The sequence below is a fragment of the Streptomyces sp. NPDC091209 genome (assembly GCF_044757755.1).
GTDB lineage: Bacteria > Actinomycetota > Actinomycetes > Streptomycetales > Streptomycetaceae > Streptomyces.
The window spans coordinates 256,330-274,938 of the sequence record NZ_JBIVVR010000011.1 but is presented as its reverse complement, the minus strand read 5'-3'; the positions used below and the strand labels follow the sequence as shown (position 1 = coordinate 274,938).

At 71.5% G+C, this 18,609-nt stretch carries 15 protein-coding genes; 13 read left to right on the top strand and 2 right to left on the bottom strand.

Features of this window, described 5'->3' with window-relative positions; genetic code table 11:
- The first annotated feature begins 15 nt into the window (after positions 1–15).
- From ligA to ACIQRL_RS30000, 13 genes are all read left to right on the top strand, one after another.
- Complete coding sequence (ligA, locus tag ACIQRL_RS30060) at positions 16–2,211, top strand: NAD-dependent DNA ligase LigA (RefSeq protein ID WP_401337367.1); 2,196 nt, start codon at positions 16–18, stop codon at positions 2,209–2,211.
- Between the two features lie 260 nt (positions 2,212–2,471).
- Complete coding sequence (locus ACIQRL_RS30055) at positions 2,472–4,709, top strand: putative bifunctional diguanylate cyclase/phosphodiesterase (RefSeq protein WP_401337365.1); 2,238 nt, start codon at positions 2,472–2,474, stop codon at positions 4,707–4,709.
- A 574-nt stretch (positions 4,710–5,283) separates the two neighbouring features.
- Positions 5,284–5,580 carry an Asp-tRNA(Asn)/Glu-tRNA(Gln) amidotransferase subunit GatC gene (gene gatC / locus ACIQRL_RS30050; RefSeq protein WP_015036350.1) on the top strand — a complete coding sequence of 99 codons (297 nt, stop codon included), beginning with the start codon at positions 5,284–5,286 and terminating at the stop codon, positions 5,578–5,580.
- Between the two features lie 5 nt (positions 5,581–5,585).
- A complete protein-coding gene (gene gatA, locus ACIQRL_RS30045) occupies positions 5,586–7,091 on the top strand; it encodes an Asp-tRNA(Asn)/Glu-tRNA(Gln) amidotransferase subunit GatA (protein WP_401337363.1) in 1,506 nt (501 codons plus the stop codon).
- A gap of 8 nt (positions 7,092–7,099) precedes the next feature.
- Positions 7,100–7,330: a hypothetical protein gene (locus tag ACIQRL_RS30040; protein ID WP_401337522.1), complete on the top strand. Its 231-nt coding sequence runs from the start codon at positions 7,100–7,102 to the stop codon at positions 7,328–7,330.
- 16 nt (positions 7,331–7,346) lie between these two features.
- Positions 7,347–8,861 (top strand): Asp-tRNA(Asn)/Glu-tRNA(Gln) amidotransferase subunit GatB, encoded by a 1,515-nt coding sequence (gene gatB / locus ACIQRL_RS30035; RefSeq protein ID WP_401337362.1) that lies wholly within the window; start codon positions 7,347–7,349, stop codon positions 8,859–8,861.
- Between the two features lie 99 nt (positions 8,862–8,960).
- Positions 8,961–9,671, top strand: coding sequence for a hypothetical protein (locus ACIQRL_RS30030; protein ID WP_401337361.1), 711 nt, complete (start codon positions 8,961–8,963; stop codon positions 9,669–9,671).
- 183 nt (positions 9,672–9,854) lie between these two features.
- Positions 9,855–12,155 (top strand): MMPL family transporter, encoded by a 2,301-nt coding sequence (locus tag ACIQRL_RS30025; protein WP_401337359.1) that lies wholly within the window; start codon positions 9,855–9,857, stop codon positions 12,153–12,155.
- Entirely contained in the window at positions 12,133–12,708 is a 576-nt protein-coding gene (locus ACIQRL_RS30020) for a GNAT family N-acetyltransferase (protein ID WP_401337358.1), read from the top strand. Before ACIQRL_RS30025 ends, ACIQRL_RS30020 begins: the two co-directional genes overlap by 23 nt.
- 35 nt (positions 12,709–12,743) lie before the next feature.
- Entirely contained in the window at positions 12,744–13,358 is a 615-nt protein-coding gene (locus tag ACIQRL_RS30015) for a hypothetical protein (RefSeq protein ID WP_401337357.1), read from the top strand.
- A gap of 175 nt (positions 13,359–13,533) precedes the next feature.
- Complete coding sequence (locus tag ACIQRL_RS30010; protein ID WP_401337355.1) at positions 13,534–13,731, top strand: hypothetical protein; 198 nt, start codon at positions 13,534–13,536, stop codon at positions 13,729–13,731.
- A 167-nt stretch (positions 13,732–13,898) separates the two neighbouring features.
- The gene (locus tag ACIQRL_RS30005) at positions 13,899–16,982 is read left to right on the top strand and encodes an AAA family ATPase (protein ID WP_401337353.1); all 3,084 of its coding nucleotides are present in this window, start codon (positions 13,899–13,901) and stop codon (positions 16,980–16,982) included.
- 47 nt (positions 16,983–17,029) lie between these two features.
- Positions 17,030–17,407, top strand: a complete 378-nt coding sequence (locus tag ACIQRL_RS30000) for a DUF6191 domain-containing protein (protein WP_401337520.1) — start codon at positions 17,030–17,032, stop codon at positions 17,405–17,407.
- 28 nt (positions 17,408–17,435) lie between these two features.
- Here the strand turns inward: ACIQRL_RS30000 and ACIQRL_RS29995 are convergent, their stop codons facing one another.
- A complete protein-coding gene (locus tag ACIQRL_RS29995) occupies positions 17,436–17,990 on the bottom strand; it encodes a transposase (protein ID WP_401337352.1) in 555 nt (184 codons plus the stop codon).
- A complete protein-coding gene (locus ACIQRL_RS29990; RefSeq protein ID WP_401337350.1) occupies positions 17,987–18,469 on the bottom strand; it encodes a helix-turn-helix domain-containing protein in 483 nt (160 codons plus the stop codon). Before ACIQRL_RS29990 ends, ACIQRL_RS29995 begins: the two co-directional genes overlap by 4 nt.
- Positions 18,470–18,609 lie beyond the last annotated feature (140 nt).

Below are 18,609 nucleotides of genomic sequence, written 5' to 3'. Positions count from 1 at the left end.
CGGGAGGACACAACGGTGGCCGGCGACAAGCACGCAGAGCCCACATCGGTACCCGCCGAGGCACGGGAGAAGCACGCGCAGCTCGCTGAGCAGATCGAGGAGCACCGCTTCCGGTACTACGTGAAGGACGCCCCCGTCGTCAGCGACGCGGAGTTCGACACGCTGCTGCGTTCCCTGGAGGCGCTGGAGGACGAGTACCCCGAGCTGCGCACACCGGACTCGCCGACCCAGAAGGTCGCGGGGGCGTACGCCACGGATTTCACCTCGGTCCAGCACCGGCAGCGCATGCTGTCGCTCGACAACGCCTTCTCCGACCTGGAGCTTGCCGCCTGGGCCGAGCGTGTCGCCAAGGACGTAGGCGCCTCCGACCACCACTTCCTGTGCGAGCTGAAGGTCGACGGTCTCGCCGTCAACCTCACGTACGAGCACGGCCGTCTCACGCGCGCGGCGACCCGCGGCGACGGCCGCACGGGCGAGGACATCACGCCCAACGTCCGTACGATCACGGAGATCCCGGACCGTCTGACCGGCGACCACGTCCCGGATCTCGTGGAGATCCGCGGCGAGGTCTACTTCCCGATGGAGAAGTTCGAGGAGCTCAACGCCCGGCTGGTGGAGGCGGGCGACAAGCCCTTCGCCAACCCGCGCAACGCGGCGGCCGGTTCGCTGCGCCAGAAGGACCCGCGCGTCACCGCGTCCCGGCCGCTCCACATGGTCGTCCACGGCATCGGTGCCCTGGAGGGCTTCGAGGGCCTCGGCCGGCTCTCCGAGGCCTACGCTCTGCTGCACACCTGGGGACTGCCGACCACGCGGTACGCCAAGGTGGTCGACGACCTCGACGGCGTAAGGGAGTTCATCGCGTACTACGGCGAGAACCGGCACTCCGTGGAGCACGAGATCGACGGAGTGGTCGTCAAGCTCGACGAGATCCCCCTCCAGGGCCGGCTCGGCTCCACCGCGCGCGCACCGCGCTGGGCGATCGCGTGGAAGTACGCGCCCGAGGAGGTCAACACCAAGCTCGTCAACATCCGTGTGGGCGTGGGCCGTACGGGCAGGGTCACGCCGTACGCCCAGGTCGAGCCGGTCACGGTCGCGGGCTCCGAGGTCGAGTTCGCCACCCTGCACAACCAGGACGTGGTGAAGGCCAAGGGCGTCCTCATCGGGGACACGGTGGTGCTGCGCAAGGCCGGTGACGTCATCCCGGAGATCCTCGGCCCGGTCGCCGACCTGCGCGACGGCAGCGAGCGGGAGTTCGTGATGCCGGCCGAGTGCCCCGAGTGCGGCACGGCGCTGCGGCCCATGAAGGAGGCCGACGTCGACCTGCGCTGCCCGAACGCGCGCGGCTGTCCTGCCCAGTTGCGCGAGCGGCTGTTCTACCTCGCGGGCCGCAAGGCGCTGGACATCGAGCACTTCGGGTACGTGGCCGCGGCGGCCCTCACCAAGCCGCTGGAGCCGTCCGAGCCTCCGCTGCAGGACGAGAGCGACCTCTTCGACCTCACCATCGAGCGGCTGCTGCCCATCAAGGCGTATGTCCTCGACCAGGACAGCGGTCTGCCCAAGCGCGACCCCAAGACCGGCGAGGAGAAGATCGCCACGGTCTTCGCCAACCAGCAGGGCGAGCCCAAGAAGAACGCGCTTGCCATGCTGGAGAACATCGCGGCCGCCAAGGAGAGCCCGCTCGCGCGCGTTCTCACCGGTCTGTCGATCCGTCACGTCGGGCCGGTCGCGGCCGAGGCGCTGGCCCGCGAGTTCCGCTCCGTGGACCGCATCGAGGCGGCGACCGAGGAGGAGCTCGCCACCACCGAGGGCGTCGGGGCGATCATCGCGGCCTCGCTCAAGGAATGGTTCGCCGAGGACTGGCACCGCGAGATCATCCGCAAGTGGAAGGCCGCCGGGGTCCGGATGGAGGACGAGGGCGCCGGGGAGGACGAAGGACCCCGCCCGCTCGAAGGGCTCACCGTCGTGGTCACGGGCACGCTCGAACACCACACGCGGGACGGGGCGAAGGAGGAACTCCAGAGCCGTGGAGCAAAAGTGACCGGTTCTGTTTCGAAGAAGACATCCTTCGTTGTGGTGGGCGACAATCCTGGCTCGAAGTACGACAAGGCGATGCAGCTGAAGGTTCCGGTCCTGAACGAGGAGGGCTTCGCCGTGCTGCTCGGACAAGGACCCGAGGCGGCGGCGGAAGCCGCGCTTCCGGTCGAGGAATAGCGGTTGAAGACCACCCGTTCGGCGCATACCCGTTGCATACGGGTGACTCGGTCGCATTCGGGCAACCGTCGACGACCGCTGCCCGTGGAAGCCTTCTGCGGCCTACTGTTGAGGCGTGCGCCTGCCGTGCCCGGCTGCGGTTGGCGCATCCCCTGCTCCGCACGAGCCAGGGGAAGGGTTTTCCGACGCGGCACCGTTGGCAGTTGTCGCCGGCAACGGACCGCGTGGCGTGGGCACCGCCGGCAGTGAGAGGGACGGGAATGGAACCGACCGAGAGCGCCGCTCCCGACTCACGGCTGCGCCTGCGCCGGATGACCGGCGCGTGGCTGGCGGGCCTGCGGACGGCACGGCCTTCGGAGCGCCCGGCCCCGAGCGGACTCGGCGCCGCACCGCTCGCCGCTCCCGTCGTCCCCGGCGTCGGCCGCCTCACCGCCGAGCGCGGCGCAGGGCTCCCCGGTCACGATCCCGAACGCCGTACGTCCTGGCCCGCACTGCCGTCGGTGGTCGTGGCCACCGCCGTGTTCGTCCTGGGCGCGGGCTTCTACCGGGCGTTCACCGGTCACCACGCGCTCTTCCCGTGCGGCGCCGTCGGTTGGTCGCTGGCGTTGCTCACCGGCATCATCGTCGGCCATCTGGTCGCCCTCGGCCGAGCCCGCTGGTGGGGCGGCACCGGCTCCGGCGCGGCCCTCACCCTCGCGGTCCTGCTGCTCTACGGCTGGGTCCCGGCCGGCATGGTCAGCCTGACCGTCGTCGTCCTGGTCGGCACGGCCCGCCGCAACCGCTGGCGCCAAGGCGTCCTGCACGGCGCGGTCGACATCCTCGGCATCGGCGCCGGGGCCCTGGTCCTCGCGTCGTTCGGGCGGTTCCCGAGCGTCGAGACGCCCTGGGACCCCAAGACCTGGACGTTCTACGCCGCCCCCCAGGTGGTGCTGGTCGCCGGCGCCTACCTGGCCGTCACCCGCGCCCTGCTCTGGTACCTGAACACGCCACGCGGCGGCCTGCCCACCGTCGCCCGTACGGCCCTGGTCAGGCAAGGGCTCGTCGCCGTGGCCCTGCTCGGCATCGCGCCGCTGATCTGGGTCGTCGCGATGGCCGAGCCGATGCTGCTGCCACTGTTCTCGATCCCGCTGATCGCCCTCGACTCCACCCTGTGGATAGCCCGCGCACGGGCCGAGGAGCAACTGCGCGACCCGCTGACCGGGCTGCCCAACAGGCAGTGGCTGCTGGAGCGCACCTGGACGGCGCTGGACGACGCCGAGCGCATCGGCGCCCGCTCCGCCCTGATGCTGATCGACCTGGACCGCTTCCGTTCGGTGAACGACACCCTGGGGCACCTCGCCGGCGACCGGCTCCTTCTCCAGATAGCCGACCGGCTGCGGCTCGCCCTGCCGCGCGGGGCGGAGGCCGCGCGGCTCGGCGGTGACGAGTTCGCCGTGTTACTGCCGGTCGCGGACTCCACCACCTCGGCCACGCGGGTCGCCCGCAATCTCGTCGCCGCCCTCGGCTCGCCGCTCGACCTCGACGGACTCACCCTCGTCCTGGAGGCCAGCGCCGGGCTCGCCGTCTTCCCCGACCACGCGCTCGACGCGGAGGGGCTGCTGCGCCGTGCGGACATCGCGATGTACCAGGCGAAGCGGGACCGCACGGGCGTGGAGGTGTACGAGTCCAAGCGGGACTCCAACACCCCCGACCGGCTGGGCCTGCTGGGCGACCTGCGCCGGGCCCTGGACACCGGGGACGTCGAACTGCACTACCAGCCCAAGGTCCGCTTCGACGGACAGGTGGCCGGCCTCGAGGCTCTGGTCCGCTGGGTGCATCCCGAGCGCGGCAAGGTACCGCCGGACGAGTTCATCGCCATCGCCGAGTCGTCCGGGCTGATGCCCCACCTCACCGAGTACGTCCTGGAGACGGCCCTCGGGCAGGTCGCGCGCTGGCGGGCCCAGGGCCTGTACGTGCCGGTCGCGGTGAACGTGTCGCCCCGCGACGTCCACACACCGGGGTTCGCCGGAGCCGTCGCGGCCCGACTCGCCCGGCACGGAGTTCCCCCGGGAGCGCTGCAACTGGAGATAACGGAGCACGTGCTCCTGGAGGACCCGCAGCGGGCCGCCGACACCCTGGCGGCTCTCACCGCGCACGGCGTGAAGATGTCGCTGGACGACTTCGGCACCGGTTACTCCTCTCTGGTCCATCTGCGCCGGCTCCCGGTCAGCGAGCTGAAGATCGACCGTTCGTTCGTCGCACGGCTCGCCGTGGACACCGAGGACGCCGAGATCGTGCGCTGCACCGTCGACCTCGCGCATTCACTGGGTCTCCTCGTCGTGGCGGAGGGCGTCGAGGACGACGAGACGTGGGAGCGGCTGCGGGATCTCGGCTGCGATGCCGTCCAGGGGTGGCTGGTCGCCGCGGCGATGCCTCCGGAGGAGGCCACGGCGTGGCTGCTGGCCCGCGGTTCCCGCGGCTGGCAGCGCCCGCGAGCCGCCCTTCCCGCTGCCGAGTAGCGCCGGCCCGGCCTCCGGCCGGACGCGCCTCCCACCCACGCACCACCCGTTCGCCGTCCTCCGACAAGCCGAGCCCTCCCGTTCCGCGTCCCGCCGTCGGCGTCCGCGGCTGCGCCGTGGTTCCGGCCCCGGCCTGCCGCGTGCACCACACGGACGCGGCGGGCGCCGGCGGCGGGTCACCTGGCGGGAGAGGTCGCCTGTCCGGAGGCGGTCACGGGTGGTGCGGGGGTGGGAGACACCGGCCGGAGGCCGGGGAGTCGTTCGGCCGGTCGTGGCCGACGGCGGGTCACCTGGCGGGAGAGGTCGCCTGTCCAGAGGCGGTCACGGGTGGTGCGGGGGTGGGAGACACCGGCCGGAGGCCGGGGAGTCGTTCGGCCGATCGTGGCCGACGGCGGGACGGCCGTACGGGTGAGCTCGGCTTGCCGGGGGACGGTGAACGGGTGGTGCGCGGGTGGGAGACGACCGGCCGGAGGCCGGGCCGCGGGCCTGCCCCGGCAAACCCGGGCGCGGGCATCGGCCCGAGCCCCATAGGATTGGGCCACACCACACCGCACTCACCCCAGAGGATCGCTGCATGCCTGGCATCACGCGCGAGGAGGTCGCCCACCTCGCACGGCTGGCGCGTCTGGAGCTGAAGGGCGAAGAGCTCGACCACTTCGCAGGCCAGCTCGACGACATCATCGGCGCGGTCGCCCGCGTCAGCGAGGTCGCCGACCAAGACGTACCGCCGACCTCTCATCCGCTGCCGCTGACGAACGTCATGCGCGCGGACGAGGTCCGTCCGTCGCTCACCCCCGAGCAGGCGCTCTCCGGCGCCCCGGCCCAGGAGCAGCAGCGTTTCAAGGTGCCGCAGATCCTGGGGGAGGACTAATCACCATGACGGACACCAACGTCAACATCATCAAGCTCACCGCGGCCGAGATCGCCGGGAAGATCGCGGCGGGCGAACTGACCGCCGTCGAGGTCACCGAGGCCCACCTCGCCCGCATCGAGGCCGTCGACGAGAAGGTGCACGCCTTCCTGCACGTCGACCGCGAGGGCGCCCTCGCCCAGGCCCGTGCCGTGGACGCCAAGCGCGCGGCCGGCGAGAAGCTCGGCCCGCTCGCCGGTGTGCCCCTCGCGCTCAAGGACATCTTCACCACCGAGGGGATCCCGACCACCGTCGGCTCCAAGATCCTCGAAGGCTGGATCCCGCCGTACGACGCGACCCTCACCAAGAAGCTGAAGGCCGCCGACGTCGTCATCCTCGGCAAGACCAACATGGACGAGTTCGCCATGGGGTCCTCCACCGAGAACAGCGCGTACGGGCCGACCGGCAACCCCTGGGACCTCACCCGGATCCCCGGTGGCTCGGGCGGCGGCTCCTCCGCGGCCCTCGCCTCGTACCAGGCGCCCCTCGCGATCGGCACCGACACCGGCGGCTCCATCCGCCAGCCGGCCGCCGTCACCGGCACCGTCGGCGTCAAGCCGACGTACGGGGCCGTGTCGCGGTACGGCATGGTCGCCTTCTCCAGCTCCCTCGACCAGGGCGGGCCCTGCGCCCGTACGGTCCTCGACGCGGCCCTCCTGCACGAGGTCATCGCCGGGCACGACCCGCTCGACTCGACCTCCATCGACGCCCCGGTCCCGCCGGTCGTCGAAGCCGCCCGCAACGGCAGCGTGACGGGCATGCGCGTCGGTGTCGTCAAGCAGTTCCGCGGCGAGGGTTACCAGGCCGGTGTCGTGCAGCGCTTCGACGAGGCCGTCGCGATGCTCAAGGAACTGGGCGCCGAGATCGTCGAGCTGGACTGCCCGTCCTTCGACCTGGCGCTCTCCGCGTACTACCTGATCGCCCCGTCCGAGTGTTCGAGCAACCTCGCCCGCTTCGACGGCCTGCGCTACGGCGCGCGCGTCGGCGACGACGGCACGCACTCCGCCGAGGAGGTCACCGCCCTCACCCGTGAGGCCGGTTTCGGCCCCGAGGTCAAGCGCCGCATCATGCTCGGCACGTACGCGCTCAGCTCCGGCTACTACGACGCGTACTACGGCAGCGCCCAGAAGGTCCGTACGCTCATCACCCGCGACTTCGAGAAGGCGTTCGAGCAGGTCGACGTGATCGTCTCGCCGACCACGCCCACCACCGCCTTCCCGATCGGCGAGCGCGCCGACGACCCGATGGCGATGTACCTCGCGGACCTGTGCACCATCCCGACCAACCTGGCCGGCAACTCCGCCATGTCGCTGCCCTGCGGTCTCGCGCCCGAGGACAACCTCCCGGTCGGTCTGCAGATCATCGCCCCGGCGCTGAAGGACGACCGCCTTTACAAGGTCGGCGCCGCCGTCGAGGCCGCCTTCGTGGAAAAGTGGGGGCACCCGCTGCTTGAGGAGGCTCCGTCGCTGTGAGCAAGGCAATGTCCAAGGCCAAGGGTTTCAAGAAGTCCAAGTCCGGCACGTATCTGTCCATCGCCGGCACGGCGTTCGGTGCCTTCGGTGTCGCGAAGCAGGTCAAGAAGGCCCGCAACGAACACGACACGCTGCGCCTCATCGACGCGGCCGTGTCCGCCGCCGCCATCGTCACAGGCCTCGCCATCCTCTACCGGGAGCTCAAGCGCCTGGGCGACGACGACGTCCTGCTGGGCTGAGAGGGAAGTTTTCACCGTGACCACCACGACCGACCTGGTGTCGTACGAGGACGCACTCGCTGCGTACGACCCCGTCATGGGCCTCGAAGTCCATGTCGAACTCGGCACCAAGACGAAGATGTTCTGCGGCTGTTCGACCGAGCTGGGCGCCGAGCCCAACGCGCAGACCTGCCCGACCTGCCTCGGCATGCCCGGCGCCCTCCCGGTCGTCAACGCGACCGGCGTCGAGTCCGCCATCAAGATCGGCCTCGCGCTGCACTGCGAGATCGCCGAGTGGTGCCGCTTCGCCCGGAAGAACTACTTCTATCCGGACATGCCGAAGAACTTCCAGACCTCGCAGTACGACGAGCCGATCGCCTTCAACGGCTATCTGGACGTCCAGCTGGAGGACGGCGAGGTCTTCCGTGTGCAGATCGAGCGCGCCCATATGGAGGAGGACACCGGTAAGTCGCTGCACGTCGGCGGCGCCACCGGCCGTATCCACGGCGCGTCGCACTCGCTGCTCGACTACAACCGGGCAGGCATCCCGCTCATCGAGATCGTCACCAAGCCGATCGAGGGCGCGGGTGAGCGTGCTCCCGAGGTCGCCAAGGCGTACGTCGCCGAGCTGCGCGAGCTCATCAAGGCGCTCGGTGTCTCCGAGGCCCGTATGGAGCAGGGCCAGATGCGCTGCGACGTGAACCTCTCGCTGCGCCCGCACGGCCGCGAGAAGTTCGGCACGCGCTCCGAGACGAAGAACGTCAACTCGCTGCGTTCCGTGGAGCGTGCCGCCCGCTTCGAGATCCAGCGCCACGCCGCGGTGCTGAACTCCGGCGGCACGATCATCCAGGAGACCCGCCACTTCCACGAGGACACCGGGTCCACGACCTCGGGCCGCGTGAAGGAGGAGGCCGAGGACTACCGGTACTTCCCGGAGCCCGACCTCGTCCCCGTGGCCCCGTCCCGCGACTGGGTCGAGGAACTGCGCGGCGGACTGCCCGAGCAGCCGCTGGCCCGGCGCAACCGGCTGCGCGAGGAGTGGGGAGTCAACGCCCACGACATGCAGTCGATGCTCAACGCCGGTGCCATCGACTCGATCGTCGCGACGATCGAGGCCGGTGCCGACTCCGCCTCCGCCCGCAAGTGGTGGATGGGCGAGCTGGCGCGCAGCGCCAACGAGTCGGGCAAGGCACTGGAGGACCTGCCGATCACCCCGGCGCAGGTCGCCCGGGTGGCCGAGCTGGTCACCTCCGGCGATCTGAACGACAAGCTCGCCCGTCAGGTCATCGAGGGCGTCCTCGCCGGCGAGGGCACCCCGGACGAGGTCGTCGACAAGCGCGGCCTGAAGGTCGTCTCGGACGAGGGCGCGCTGACCGCCGCCGTCGACGAGGCCATCGCCGGGAACCCGGGCATCGCCGACAAGATCCGTGGCGGCAAGGTCCAGGCCGTCGGCGCGCTCGTCGGCGCGGTCATGAAGGCCACCCGCGGCCAGGCCGACGCGGCTCGCGTCAAGGAGCTCATCCTGGAGAAGCTGGGCGTCAGCGAAGGCTGAGGTCCGGGTTTTCCCACATCCCAGGGGGTGCGTCGCGACCGACGCACCCCCTGGGGTCTGTGTCGGCGTGCTCAGGTCAACGCGCTACGCTCCCGCGCCATGAGTGGAAGCACCGACTCCGAGACGTACGACCGCACGGCGCACGACCGCGAGACGCCTGAAGGCAGTGTCCGGGCCCCGGAGATTCAGACCCCGGAGACGCACGCCCCGGAGACGCAGGCCCCGCGGGTTCAGGACCAGGAGGAGCGGGACCCCGAGACGCCCGGCCGTGAAGATCAGGACCGCGAGACGTCCGACGGCGAGGGTCGGGACCACCCGGAGGATGCTGACCGCGAGGATCACGGCCAGGAGGATTCGGACGCTGAGGACCTGAGCGGCGAGGCTCTGGACGACGAGGATCCGGACGACGAGGACCAGGACGGCGACGACCAGGGCGGCGTCGACTCGGACGACGAGGGCCAGGGCGGCGAGGATCCCGACGGCGACGGCGACGGCGACGGCGACGGCCACGACCACGACCACGACCACGGCGACGGCCACGACCACGACCACGGCGATGAGGGCGGCGATGTGCGTCGGGCTCGTTGGACCGCGGTCGGGACGGGGGTCCTGCTGACCGTCGCCGGGCTCGCCGCGTCGGCGATGCGCTCCACCACCTCCACGACCGCCCTCATACCCCTCTCCTACGCCTCGGGGGCCGTCCTGTGCGCCGGCGCCTCGGCGCTCGGGGCCAAGGGCCGTACCCGGCGGGCTCTGTGGCTGATGATCGCCGGTGTGATGGTCATGGCCGTGGGTGACCAGCTCGACTGAGCGACGGCGAGTGGGGCTGCAGAGTCACCGGGAATGTCCTGTGACCTGCGTCGCAGTCCTGTGAGGAAGCCCACGAATGCGACAAAGGATCACTTCCGGCTGTAAGAGTGATGACGCATTAGTCATGTGTTCTTTGCGGGCAGTTCCCGGTAAAGATCCATAAATCCCCCTGGGAGCTCGTTCGTGGCAGCCCTAGCACGTTGGTGTGTCCAGCATCGCCTCGTCGCCGTTCTGCTCTGGCTACTGGCTTTCGGCGGTGTGACCGCCGCCGCTGCCGTCACGGGTTCCGCGTACTCGAACGACTACGAGGTCCCCGGCACCGAATCGGGCCACGCGACGCAGCTCCTGAAAACCGGCTTCCCCGGCCTCGGCGGCGACAGCGACACCGTCGTCTGGCACACCGACTCCGGCACCGTGCGCTCCGCCGGTGTCGAACAGTCGATCACCCGCGCCCTGGACAAGATCGAGAAGCTCCCCGGAGTGGCCTCCGTCGACAGCCCGTACGCGCACCAGGGATCGGGACGGAGCAACCCCGACGGCCGGATCAGCTCGGACGGCCGGACGGCGTACGCGACCATCACCTTCGCCGACCGGGCCGAGAACCTCGACAAGGGCGAGGTCCAGGCCGTCGTCGGCGCCGCGAAGGCCGCCGAGAGCAAGGGACTCGACGTCGAGCTGGGCGGCACCGCCATCGCCCTCACCAAACCGTCCGGCGGGCACCTCGCCGAGATCGTCGGTGTGGCCGTCGCCGCCGTGGTCCTCTTCCTCGCGTTCGGCTCGCTCGCCGCCTCCATGCTGCCCATCGCCACCGCCCTGGTCGGCGTGGGCACGGCGTACTTCGGCATCGTGCTCCTCGGCCACGCCATGACCGTCGCCGACTTCGCCCCCATGCTCGGCATGCTGGTGGGCCTCGGGGTCGGTATCGACTACGCGCTGTTCATCGTGACCAGACACCGGCGCGGCCTCAAACGCGGGCTACCGGTGGCCGAGGCGGCGCAGAACGCCGTCGCCACCACCGGACGCGCGGTCGTCTTCGCCGGCGCCACCGTCTGCATCGCCCTGCTCGGCATGCTCATCCTGCGGCTCAGCTTCCTCAACGGCGTCGCGGTCGCCGCCTCCCTGACCGTCGTCCTCACCGTCGCGGCCTCCGTCACCCTGCTGCCCGCGCTGCTCTCCTTCATCGGCCCCCGCGCGCTCAGCCGCCGCGAACGGCGACGCCTGGAGGAGCACGGGCCCGAGCCGGAAATGGCCACCGGGTTCGCCGCCCGCTGGTCCGCCTTCGTGGAGCGCCACCCCAAGCTGCTCGGTGCCGTGGCCGTCGTCGTGATGGCCCTGCTCGCCCTCCCCACGTTCTCCCTCCACCTGGGCACGTCCGACCAGGGCAACGACCCGAGGACGACGACCACCCGGCAGGCGTACGACCTCATCGGGCACGGCTTCGGCCCCGGCGTGAACGGCCCCCTGACCCTCGTCACCAAGGTCGGCGGCGCCGAGGACAGGCTCGCCCTGGACAACCTGGACACCACGTTGCGGGCCACCGAGGGAGTCGCCTCGGCGACCCCGGTGACGTACAACGGCACCGGCGACACCGCCTTCCTCACCGTCGTCCCGGCCTCCGCGCCGCAGTCCCAGAAGACCAGCGATCTCGTCGACCGACTGCGCACCGACGTCCTGCCGCGCGCCGAGTCGGGCACCCACCTCGACGTCCAGGTCGGCGGTGTGACGGCGAGCTACGACGACTTCGCGGACGTCATCGTCGGCAAGCTCCCGCTCTTCGTCGGCGTCGTGATCAGCCTCGGCTGCGTGCTGCTGCTGCTCGCGTTCCGGTCGATCGGCATCCCCCTCAAGGCCGCGGCGATGAACATCGCCGCCGTCGCCGCCGCCTTCGGAGTCGTCGTCGCGATCTTCCAGTGGGGCTGGGGGAGCGAACTGCTCGGCCTCGGCGCCGCCGGTCCCATCGAGCCGTTCCTGCCCGTGATCATGGTGTCGGTGCTCTTCGGGCTCTCCATGGACTACCAGGTCTTCCTGGTCAGCCGAATGTACGAGGAGTGGCTGGAGACCGGTGACAACCGGCGCGCCGTCCGGGTCGGCCTCGCCGAGACCAGCCGGGTGATCAACTCCGCGGCCGTCATCATGATCTCGGTCTTCCTCGCCTTCGTGCTCAGCGGGGACCGCGTCATCGCGATGTTCGGCATCGCCCTCGCCGCCGCCGTCGCCCTGGACGCCTTCATCCTGCGGACGCTCCTCGTCCCCGCCCTCATGCACCTGCTCGGCGACGCCAACTGGTGGCTGCCGCGCTGGCTCGACCGGCGGCTGCCGCGACTCAGCATCGAGCCGCCCGAGTGCCGTGCCGCGCATGAGAGGCTGGCCGAGGCCACGGACGCCGAGGCGGCGGACGTACTGGGCCGCGCCGCGGCGGACGCCGAGGTGACGGACGTACTGACGAAGGAGCGGTCGCGGGATGTACGCGATATCCCTGGGTGACGACGGAGCGGAACTGCGTCCCCTGGAGCCGTGGCACGCCGAGGAGTTCCTGGCCCACCTGGACCGGGGGCGCGAGTTCATCGGGCGGTTCATCCCCTTCGGGTCCACGTCCACGGACGTGCCGTCGGCGCGGGCGCACCTCCAGAGGTACGCCGACATGCGCGCCGCCGGTACCGGGTCCCTGCACGGCCTGTGGCTGGAGGGGAAGCTCGTGGGCGGGGTCCTCTTCCTGAACTTCGACGCGGAACGGGGCAACTGCGAGGTCGGCTGCTGGCTGGAACCCGCCGCCTCCGGGCGCGGTCTGGTCACCCGGGCGATGCGGATCCTCATCGACTGGGCGGTCGAGGAGCGCGGGATCCACCGCGTGGAGTGGGTCGCCGCCGCGGGCAACGTCCCGAGCCTGAACGTGGCCCGGCGGCTCGGCATGGGCCGGGACGGCGTGCTCCGGGAGAAGCACTCCCACGGCGGGGTCCGGCACGACCTCGAAGTGTGGTCCGTGCTCGCGCCCGCGTGGCGTGCCGCCCGCTCGGACGGCGCTCACAGAGAACGTTAAGGAACTTCTCAGACAGCGTCCGTACCGTGCGCTCCATGGGAACCAAGACAGTTGACGAAGCCGGGGCCGAGACCGGCACCGAGGCGAAGCGCGACGAGCAGACGGTGGACGTCACCGAGACCGACCGGGCCGAGGCGTCCACGGACGACGGGAACGAGGCCGCGGCCGACGTCGAGGAGCAGGACGAGGCCGACGAGGCCTACGGGACGGTCGAGGACCTCGTGGCCGGCGACGACTCCGCCGACGCGGGACGGGACGCCGGTGTCGGCCAGGGTGCCGCCGCCGTGGTGTCCGCCGGACTCGGCGTGGTGTCGCTGACCGGAAGCTGGGTCGCCACCGTGGCCGCGGCCCGCGAGACCCTGGTCGGCCAGCTCGGGACCTCGTCGACCGCCAGCGTCGCCGCGCAGGTCAAGGCCGTCTACGGCGATGCCTGGAAGACCACCGCGCTGATCGGCGGCCTCTTCGCGCTGGCCGCCCTGATCGTCGGAGTCGTCGTGCTGGTCCGGCCCGCGTTCGGCGCCCCCGGCAAGCCGCAGGCCGCCTGGATCAAGTCCGTCGCCTGGGCGGGCGTCTCGCTCGGCGTCGTCGGACTGGTGCTCGCGGTCGCCAAGTACTCCGACCTCATCCTCGGACTGCCCTCCGCGGGCTGAGTCCCGACCACTCTGAGGGGCCTTAGGGCCGGCGCGGGAAACCGACCGCCGCCCTAAGGCCCTTCGCGTTCCCAAGATGCGGAACTCTCCCGATGTGGCGCACCCCCCTCGGAGCCGAAGGTTGAGGCATCGCGAACAAGCGAGGCCGAAACCGACTCTTCACGAGGGGTACGAGATGTTCGAGTACGAGCTCCAGCAGATCCGGTCCGCGGAACTGATCCGCAAGGCCCAGACCTACCGGCTCGCCAAGGAGGCCGTGAGCGTCCGCCGGGCCGCCCGCCGCGCGGCCGCCCACCGGTCCGCACAGGGCGCCGAGGAGGAGCAGTCCCATAGCGACCGTCCTCGTCGGCACCGGTTCGTCCGCACCGTATGAGTGCCGCGGTGCCCGCGGGCAGACCCGGGGCACCCGGCCGTCCGCGGGGTGTGCGGGAAGGCGGCCGCCCGCCGTCCGGCCGTCTCCCGCCGGGCGACGGCCGGCCGACGGGCGGGACACCCGCCGCCGTCCCGATAACCGCTGCCGCACTGTCGGACCCCTGTGCCATGCTCGGGCCCGTGGAGACCAGGTCCGTCAGCCCGGTGTTCGTCGGACGCGCCGACGAAATGGGAGTGTTGAACGAAGCGCTCGCCCGCGCCGCCGCGGGCGAGCCGCAGGCGTTGCTGCTCGGCGGCGAGGCCGGCGTCGGGAAGACCCGTTTCCTGGAGGAGTTCGCCACCGCCGCCGCCCGCGAGGGTGCCGTCGTCGCCTGCGGCGGCTGCGTGGAGATCGGCGCCGACGGCCTCCCCTTCGCCCCGTTCTCCACCGCCCTGCGCGCCCTGCGCCGCACCCTGCCCGACGAGCTCGCCGCCGCCGCGGCCGGACAGGAGGAGGAACTCGCCCGTCTGCTCCCCGAACTCGCGCAGACGACCCGGGGACGGCAGTACGAGGAGGACGGCATGGCCCGCCTCTTCGAGCTCACCGCCCGCCTTCTGGAGCGGGTCGCCGCGGACCGCACGGTCGTCGTCGTCCTCGAGGACCTGCACTGGGCCGACGCCTCCACCCGCCATCTCCTCGCCTACCTGTTCCGCACACTGCGCAGCGGCCGCCTCGTCGTGATCGCCACCTACCGCGCCGACGACATCCACCGCCGCCACCCGCTGCGCCCCCTGCTCGCCGAACTCGACCGCCTCCGTACGGTCCGGCGCATCGAGCTGGGCCGCTTCAGCCGCGCCGAGGTCGGCCGTCAGATCGCCGGAATCCTCGCCCGCGAACCCGACACGGCCCAGGCCGACGAGATCTTCGCCCGCTCCGACGGCAACGCGTTCTTCGTCGAGGAACTCGCCGTCGCCGCCCACGAAGGCTGTCCTACGGGCCTCACGGACACCCTGCGCGACCTGCTCCTCGTCCGCGTCGAAGGGCTGCCGGAGAGCGCCCAGCGGGTCGCCCGGATCGTCGCCGAGGGCGGCAGCACCGTCGAGTACCCCCTGCTCGCCGCCGTGGCACGGCTCGCCGAGGACGACCTCATCGAGGCCCTGCGCGCCTGCGTCGGCGCCAACATCCTGATCGCCGCTCCCGGCGGCGACGGCTACCGCTTCCGCCACTCGCTGGTCCGCGAGGCCGTCAGCGACGACCTGCTCCCCGGCGAGCGCTCCCGCTTCAACCGCCGCTACGCCGAGGCCCTGGAGGCCGACCCGGCACTCGTACCGGCCGACGAGCGCGTGACCCGCCTGGCCAGCTACTGGTACCACGCCCACGACGCCGCGAAGGCCCTGCCCGCCGTCCTCGACGCCTCGGTGGAAGCCCGCCGCCGACACGCCCACTCCGAGCAACTGCGGCTCCTGGAGCGGGCGATGGAGCTGTGGGAGGCGGTCCCCGACGCCGTACGGGCCGAACTGCGCCCCATCGACTACGTGGAGGCATATCCTCCCCCGCTGTCCGAAGGGCTCGGGGCGCCCCCCGGCGGCCACCACCCCGCGACCACACCGCTGCGCTACCTCGACCTGATGGCCGAGGCCGCCGTCGCCGGCCGGCTGTGCGGGGAGCGCGAGCGCGCCCTGAAGACGACCAAGCGGGCGCTGCACCTCCTGGAGGACGAGGGCGACCCGCTGCGCGCCGCCTGGTTCTGGATCCAGCGCTCCCGGCTCGTCCAGGCGCAGGTCCGCGGCGACGGCTGGAAGGAACTCGCCACCGCCCAGGACCTGGTGCGCGGCCTCCCGCCCTCCCAGGTGCACGCCGAGGTCCTGTCCATGGTCGCCGCCTGGTGCATGGTCCACCAACCGGGCCACGGCGCCCTCTCCGCGGCCGAACGCGCCGTGGAGTACGCGCACATGGTGGGCGCCCGGGACACGGAGCTGAACGCCCGGCTCACCCTCGGCGGCCTGATGGTCGACGCGGGGCAGGTCGAGGCCGGACTCGCGGAGATGTACCGGGTCAGGGAGCGGGCGAACCGACAGGGCGCCGCCTATGTCGTGGGCCGTCTGCACATCAACCTGCCCTCCCACCTGGAATCGGTCGGCCGCTCCCGCGAGGCCGTCGCGATCCTGAACGAGGGCATCGAACTCGCTTGCAGGAACGGCCTGTTGGACACCCAGGCCTGGGTCTGGGGAAATCTGTCGGAATCGCTGTTCGCGCTCGGCCGCTGGGACGAGGCCGCCGAAGCCGCCCGCAGCGCCCTGGCCATCGGACTCGGCGGCAAGGCCTCCGGTGTGGGGGCGTCCCGCCTCGCGCCCGTCGCCCTGGCCCGCGGCGACCTCATCGAGGCGGGCCGTCAACTGGCCGCCGCCCGCGGCCACTTCGGCACCCACGACCCGATGCCCCAGCATTCCCTGCCGCTGCTGGGCACCAGCATCGGCATCGCCGCCGGCGAGGGCCGCTTCCTCGACGCCCGCGGCACCCTGGAGCAGGCCCTGGAAGCGGGCTTCCCACCCGGCACCCAGCGCTACGCCTGGCCGCTGCTGCTGGCCGCCGCCGGCGCGGAGGCCGACGCCCGCGGTCTGCCCGTCGCCGAACCCGGCCGGGCCCCGACCCTGGAACGCATCCGCACGGCCGCGAAGACGCTGGCCACCGGAGCGCCCGTCTGGCTCGCCCACGCCGAATGGCTCCGCGCCGAACTCCGGCGGGCCGACGGCGTGAGCAGCCCGGACCAGTGGTTCGAGGTGGTCGAGGCGCTCGAAACCCTGGAGCGCCCCTACGACCTCGCCCGGGTCCGTCTCCGCCTCGCCGAGGCCCTGCTGCTCACCGGTGCGGACGACGACGAGCGCGCCCGGGCCACGGAACTCCTGCGGCTGTCCCGCGCCGCCGCCGACCACCTCGGCGCCCGCCCGCTCGCCGACGCCGTCGCCCTGCTCGCCCAGCGCGCCCGCCTCACCCTGGAGCACGCCCCCGAACGGTGCCGGACCGCTCCCGCCGACCCCGCGGCCGCACTCGGCCTCACCAGCCGCGAGTGCGACGTCCTGCGCCTTGTCGCCGTCGGCCGCAGCAACCGCCAGATCGCCGAGGAACTCTTCATCTCCCCGAAGACGGCCAGCGTCCACGTCTCGAACATTCTGGCCAAGCTGGACGTCTCAGGACGGGGAGAGGCGGCGGCACTGGCCCACAGACTCCGGCTGTTCCCGCCGGAGACCCCGGCCGCGCGGGCGGCGGGCTGAGGGCTACGCTGCGAGGGATCCGGGCCGAGGGAGGCGCCGTGTTCAACATGTTCGAGGAGCTCTTCGCACCGGGCCGCAAGCACACCGACGACGAACGCAAGCGGCTGGAACTGAGCCGCGTCGACCTGAACGACGGCGACCCGGGCCGCGGCCCGATCGACCTGACCTCGGGCAAGGTGGTCGTACGGGTGCCACGACAGGACCGGCAGCCCCGCCCCGAGCCTCGACCCGAGCCCCGCCCCGGGGACCGGCCCGAAAGCCGGTCGGATCCTGAAACGGTCAAGGTCCCGGTGCCGAACCCGGCGCCGGAGTCCGTATCGGAGCGGGACCCGGACCCGGACCCGGAGCCCGAGTCCGCATCGGGGCGGGAGCCCGAGCCGGCGCCCGAGTCCGCACCCGATTCTGAGTCGACGCAAGCCCCGTAGCCGTGCCGCGCGCCTATTGCTGGATTCCTCAAACGAGGTACACGTATCGGCGTCGTAGGGAGCGGGTTGGCGGTGCGGTTCGGCCCCAGATCCAGGGGTTCGCACGGGAGTTGAGCTGGTTGGTTGCGAGGGTTGTGGCGTGGGCGATGTCGTCGGGGTTGGCGAAGGAGCGGCCGGCGAGGGCGGCTTTGCGGAAGATGCGCCACCAGCCTTCTTGGAGGTTGAGCCAGCATGCGCCGACGGGGATGAATGCGTGGTGGATGCGGGGATGGTCCTCGAGCCAGGTCCGGGTGGACAGGCTGTTGTGGCTGGACAGGTTGTCGGTGACGATCCAGATCTCCCTGTCCGGGTTGGCGTCCTCGACCTGTTGCAGGAACTGCTGGTAGAAGATGCTGTTGCGGGAGGACGCGGTCATGGTCAGGGCCTGGCCGTCGGCCGGCCGTAGACCGCCGTAGACCCAGGTTTTCTCCGGTCCGCGGCTGTAGTCGAGTTCCGCTTTGATCCGGTGCCCGTCGGGTGACCAGGCGGGTGCGGGCGGGAAGGTTCGGGGGATCACCGGTCCCAGCTCGTCGGCGCAGATCACCGTCGCACCGTCGGGCGGCTGGGTGTAGAGGCCGATGATCCGTGTCCTTTTGGGACGAAGTCCGGGTCCTTCGATCGCATCCAGGACCGGGTGCGGCGCCAGCGGACACCCTCGGCGAGAAGGATCCGGCGGACCTGTGAGCGGCCCACCTCGATTCCTTCGGCCCGTGCTGCTGCGGCCAGGGAATCCAGCGTCCACTCGGGCGGTCCGGACTCGTCGAAGGCCCACAGTTCCCCGACGGGCTCCCACCGCAGTCGTCCCGGCGGCACGGTCTTGACCAGGGAGATGATCCGGGATCGTTCCTGCTCGGTGATCCGTCGCTTGCGGCCCTGCCCGCCCAGATCATCCAGTCCCTGCAGGCCCAGGCGGTTGAAGCGGTGCAGCCAGCAGCGGACCGTTTTCTGGCTGCAGTCCAGCTCCACGGCGATCGCAGGGACCCGCAGCCCCGACCAGCTCAGCTCGATCATCCGGGCCCGCATCACCACATCCCGAGGAGCCTTCCGTGCCCGCGACAACCTGCGAACGACGGCCCGCTCGTCCTCATCACGCTCCGGTCGTGCCCATAAAACCATCGCCCAGCACCCGCCCCCGAGCACCATCAACTACCCCGCCACCAGGA